We start from the raw sequence: 4879 nt of genomic DNA, 5'->3' as shown, positions 1-4879 counted from the left end.
TTTGGCGTGAATACCTTTCAAAGTATAATTCATTTCACCATTCGCTAAAACATCCAATGATTCTCCTTTTTCAAAAGGAGAAGTTTTTCCAGTTACCAATTGATATTGATCATAACCTAAAGAAGTCGGAAGTAATTCTGCTTTTAACATCTCCACATCACTAGTATCCAGCACTTCGCCAGGGAAGGATTCCCATTGAACCAAATCCACCAAATGAGTGGTAACATCTACCAATCCAGAACCTTCAATTTCTGTATCAAAAAACCATTCTGGACGGACTAATGGGACCCCAGAAACATATTTAAAGAAATGGTGAACTGACTCCTTTGTAATAGCGGGGTTTTCCAAAGTTCCTGTTTCTAATTCTCCAAATACATCCGGCATCATAGAAAGTTCTTTTTGAAGGATTGTAGAGATTTCAAATCGCTCGGTCATAATATCATAAAAGAGTAAATCTCTTTCATCTGCCAATGCAAAAGCTTTCTTCAATTTCTGGAAACCAGAAGGGTTGATAACCAATGGTTTATCTGCGTAAACATTCATTCCATTTTCTAAAGCCGCAAGAATATAGTCGATCTTACGGTCATTCTTTCCAGCCACTACCATTACATTTCCGGCTTTTTCTTTAATCATTTCCTGTAAGAAATCATCTCCGGTATAAACCTCAATGTTCCAGGCTGTTGGATTTTCAGGTCTTTCATTATACCCTGCAATTCTTGTTAAATAATCCCGAAGTTCTTCTCCTTCAGGAGCATAAACATGAATTGTTGAGTCCACTTCAGGATACATGCTTTTATGAATTAACCCCGCATGAAAATGTCCGGGATCAAGGCTTACAATTTGCAAAGGAGCTTTTGATTTAGGTTCATCCATTTGTTCTTGGGGTGAATCACAAAACTGAAAAAGAATGAGGATGGCTATAAATACAAATGACTTAAGCTTTATCATGAATTTACATTTTAACATAATTTGTACCGTATGGTGCTCTTTGCTCTCTGCTTAAATATGTATTTGCTTCATCATCATTGACAAAACGTTCTGAAACTGGATCCCATTCTAATTTTCTTCCCAATTGCATGGCTATATGACTCACCAAGCAAACCGAGCAGGATCTATGTCCAATTTCAATGGGTGACAATAATTCATTCTCTCCTTGAATTGCCCCAAGCCAATTTCCATGATGTTCCGAACTCTTTTGCAAATGAATTTCATTCGGACCAATAACGGAAGTTAAAATTGTCGGATCTGAAGCATCCAAGGCTTTTGCACTTTCTCCTTGAGCAACTGGATCACTTGAAGAAGCCACGTAATTACCTCTGGAAACCCAAATCCAACCTTCAGTTCCCTCATATCGAATCCCGTTGGGATATCCTCCACTGGTAAACATATGGATTCCATTATCATATTCGGCTTTGACCATAAAATCGCCATGAACATTCCAAAGTCCTGAGCGAGGAAATTCGGCTACTGCCTCAATATACCTAGGTCCTGTCAATTCCGTATCCATTCCCCATGCAGCTGAATCAAAATGATGTTGCCCCCAACCCGTAATCATCCCTGCTCCAAATTGATTAATCCTTAACCAGCCAGGTCTTCCATAGCCTTCTTGTGGATGAACACCAATCTCGGTGTAAGGCACTTCAGGGGTTGAGCCTAGCCACATATCATAATTTAGATTCTTGGGAACTGGCATCGCTGGTGCCTCCGGACCAGGAGGATCTCCCGGAAGACCTATTCTTACGGTATGCAACTTCCCTATTCTCCCATTTCTTACCAGTTCAGCTGCAATTCTAAACTGGTCGCTGGAACGCTGTTGGGTTCCCAATTGTAGTTTCACACCCGTCTTTTTCACTACATCGGCTAGTTGTCTCCCTTCTCTGATCGTTAGAGAAGTAGGTTTTTGAAGGTAAACATGCTTCCCTGCTATTGCTGCTTGCATAGCGGGTTGAGAATGCCAATGATCAGGAGTACTGATCACTACCGCATCTATTTCCTTATTCAATAGCATTTCCCTGAAATCCCCATACTGTTTGATTTCACCGGAAGCTTCATCTTCCTTTTTTGAATAATAATTTTCAATCAGGTTTTTCCCATCAAGCATTCTATTGGAATCCAGATCTGAAACGGCTATATATCGTGCATTTGCATGCCTCCAAGTACCTGGAATATCATGATCCCTGGCAATCCTACCACATCCTATTTGACCTATTTGAATTCTATTGCTCGGAGCGTTTTTGCCGAAAACTGAGGAAGGTACAATGGTAGGAATTCCAAATGCCGCAGTCGCCAATCCGGCATTTTTTATAAAAGTTCTTCTTTTCACGGTTTTATGGGTTAATGTTAAGGGCTATTTCATTTTTTTAACTTATTTGACGAAAGCTCTCCAATAGCTTTCAGCTTCTTCAGCAGTAAGATCTCCATCAAAAACAATCATTCTATATTTTAAGGTATATCGTTTATTGGGTAGAATTTCCCAGGATTCATGTCTGATAGGTGTAAATTCCACAAATACATTTCCTTTCCTGTCATAATTTTCTTCTGGCCAAACTCTAAGGGGTTCAGGAAAAGCTTTGTTGGTATTATGACTCATTATCAACAAACCACTTTGCCCTTCCGCTGCTTCTGACTCTCCTTTGATAATAATCCATTTAGCTTCTGTTCCATCAGCAGTTTTTCTATCTTTTCCTTCTGAAGTCAGAACAGAACTATTATCTGACCCCCAAATTTCAGTTGCTCTAAATCCTAATCCACCTCCATAGCGATATGCATCCAACAAAATCCCATCTTTCAATTTAGTAGAAAAATTAGATGTATAATCTACCAAAAACCTTCCTTTATCTACTGGCATCACTTTTATAGTCAGATCCTCAGAGATCGCCAATTTTTCTGTCTCAGGAGCTTTCAAGTCAATGTGTTTTTGTCTAACAGTCAGTTCGGCAACTCCTCCCGCTTCCTTTTCTGCTACGATTTCATCAAAATCAACTCTTCCTTTTTGGTCAGCCAAATTCCAAAAGTCAACCTCTCGTCCTCCAATAGTAGCTCTGGTCCAAGGTCCCCAAATCCCATAGTGATGATAATGGTCTTTTGGTTGAATTCTTGTTAAAACCTGTCCGGATGGAGAAGTTAGTGGGTGAATAAAACCAGATTTTGCATAGTCTGATTTCACTCCTTCCGGTACCGGTTCCACTGCAGTTTGATAAGTCAAAACCCGCTGACTTCCAAGCATAAAATCAATTCCAGTTGCTGTTTCTTTTAGGGTAACTTTCTGTGCAAATCCAGACAGTGGCAGTAAAAATGCCAAAATCAGTCCTGATAATATTCTTTTGATAATCATAGAAAAATCTGGTTATTGGGTCTGTTTTTTAAAGATATTGAAATCTAAACTAATGACTAATTGCATTTATCCCAATTACCTATGAAGAAGAGTATTTTCTACGCAATCGTTTTCATTTGTTATCTCGGCTCAGCTGGTGCACAAAGTATGTCTGAGGTGGAGTTAACTCCAGAATGGAAAGCAAAAATCGAAAGTCTTGCTCCTGAAAAACCTACATTTCCTGTTAAAGGCAAAAAGAAAGTATTGGTTTTTTCTTTACATACTGGGTTTTGGCATTGGGTGAATCCTCATACTGAGGCTATGTTTAAAATCCTTGGCGATAAAAGCGGAGCATTTGAAGTAAGCTCAAGCACAGACCTAGGAATGATGGAAAAAGATAAGCTAAAAGAATTCGATATGATCGTTTTCAACAATACCAACTCGAAGCCAACTTATAGAAACCTTTTCGTAGATAAATTAAGTGAAAATGGGGATATGGACAGTGTTGCTATTTGGAAAAAGGCTGCAGAATTAGAAAAGAATGTTATTAACTATGTGAAAAAAGGAGGAGGTCTTTTCGTAATACATGGAGGCAATACAACATTGAACAATTCCATGGATTTTTCCAGACTTTTAGGGGGATCATTTGATTATCATCCAAAGCAGCAGCCAATAAATGTTCATCTTTCTGATCCGGATCATCCCTTAGTACAGGCTTTCCCCAAAGATGGATTTGTACATACAGATGAGCCATATTTTTATAAAAATGCTTATGCCGAATTAGATTTCAAGCCTCTTTTATATTTCAACAACTCAGAAATTGAAGGTCAAAAAAAAGGTCAGGAATTGGATGAAGGCGTAACTTATGTGGCTTGGATCAGAAAAGAAGGAAAAGGCCGCGTTTTATACAGTGCTCCTTCTCACAATGCACAAAGTTTCGAAAATCCAGATTTGCTTCAGTTCTTCCTAGACGGAATGCAATACTTGGTAGGAGACGTAAAAGTCGATGAAACACCTTTAAGTAAATGAAAGTTTGAAATACGAAGTATAAGTTTTTTCTCGTACTTCGTATTTCCAATTTCCTATTTTTCTATGCTTTTTTCACGAACTCACTTTTGAGAGCCATAGAACCGAAGCCATCGATTTTACAATCAATATTGTGATCTCCTTCCACTAATCGGATGCTTTTAACTTTTGTTCCTGCCTTAATTGGCTTTGGAGCACCCTTAACAGGAAGATCTTTAACGATCACTACTGCATCGCCATCTACCAATACATTTCCATTCGCATCTTTAACGATCAATCCTTCTTCTTCAAGCTCAGCCTCGGGAATCCATTCAAATCCGCATTCCGGACATACAAATTTTGTGTCCATTTCATAACCATAAGGAGATTTGCAGGACGGGCAAGGCGGTATATTTTCCATACCGCAAAATTAATGATTTTCTTTAGGCTGAATCTCTTCAAGTTTAGATACATCAGAAGAATCTTATTCAACAGAATTTTACCTCTTATAACTATAATCTTATCTCAACAATCAATGAGTTGGCGTGTAACTCAACAAAA

5 protein-coding genes are annotated in these 4879 nt (G+C 38.6%); 1 reads left to right on the top strand and 4 read right to left on the bottom strand.

Annotation, left to right across the window (positions count from 1 at the left end):
- The 3 genes from Q0L68_RS16435 to Q0L68_RS16425 form a co-directional block, all read right to left on the bottom strand.
- On the bottom strand, positions 1 to 948 hold a 948-nt coding region (locus Q0L68_RS16435; RefSeq protein ID WP_296705267.1), incomplete at its 3' end, for a putative oxidoreductase C-terminal domain-containing protein.
- Positions 949 to 952: 4 nt separating this feature from the next.
- Positions 953 to 2323, bottom strand: a complete 1371-nt coding sequence (locus Q0L68_RS16430; RefSeq protein ID WP_296705265.1) for a Gfo/Idh/MocA family oxidoreductase — start codon at positions 2321 to 2323, stop codon at positions 953 to 955.
- A gap of 42 nt (positions 2324 to 2365) precedes the next feature.
- A complete protein-coding gene (locus Q0L68_RS16425; protein WP_296705263.1) occupies positions 2366 to 3334 on the bottom strand; it encodes a PmoA family protein in 969 nt (322 codons plus the stop codon).
- 81 nt (positions 3335 to 3415) lie between these two features.
- On the opposite strand from Q0L68_RS16425, the gene Q0L68_RS16420 reads away from it, so the two are divergent.
- A complete protein-coding gene (locus Q0L68_RS16420; protein ID WP_296705261.1) occupies positions 3416 to 4342 on the top strand; it encodes a ThuA domain-containing protein in 927 nt (308 codons plus the stop codon).
- 61 nt (positions 4343 to 4403) lie between these two features.
- Here Q0L68_RS16420 and Q0L68_RS16415 read toward each other — a convergent pair whose 3' ends face one another.
- Positions 4404 to 4739 (bottom strand): zinc ribbon domain-containing protein YjdM, encoded by a 336-nt coding sequence (locus Q0L68_RS16415; RefSeq protein WP_296705260.1) that lies wholly within the window; start codon positions 4737 to 4739, stop codon positions 4404 to 4406.
- Positions 4740 to 4879 lie beyond the last annotated feature (140 nt).

This window comes from Algoriphagus sp., from assembly GCF_024642405.1.
GTDB lineage: Bacteria > Bacteroidota > Bacteroidia > Cytophagales > Cyclobacteriaceae > Algoriphagus.
This window is presented reverse-complemented; position numbering and strand designations above follow the sequence as displayed.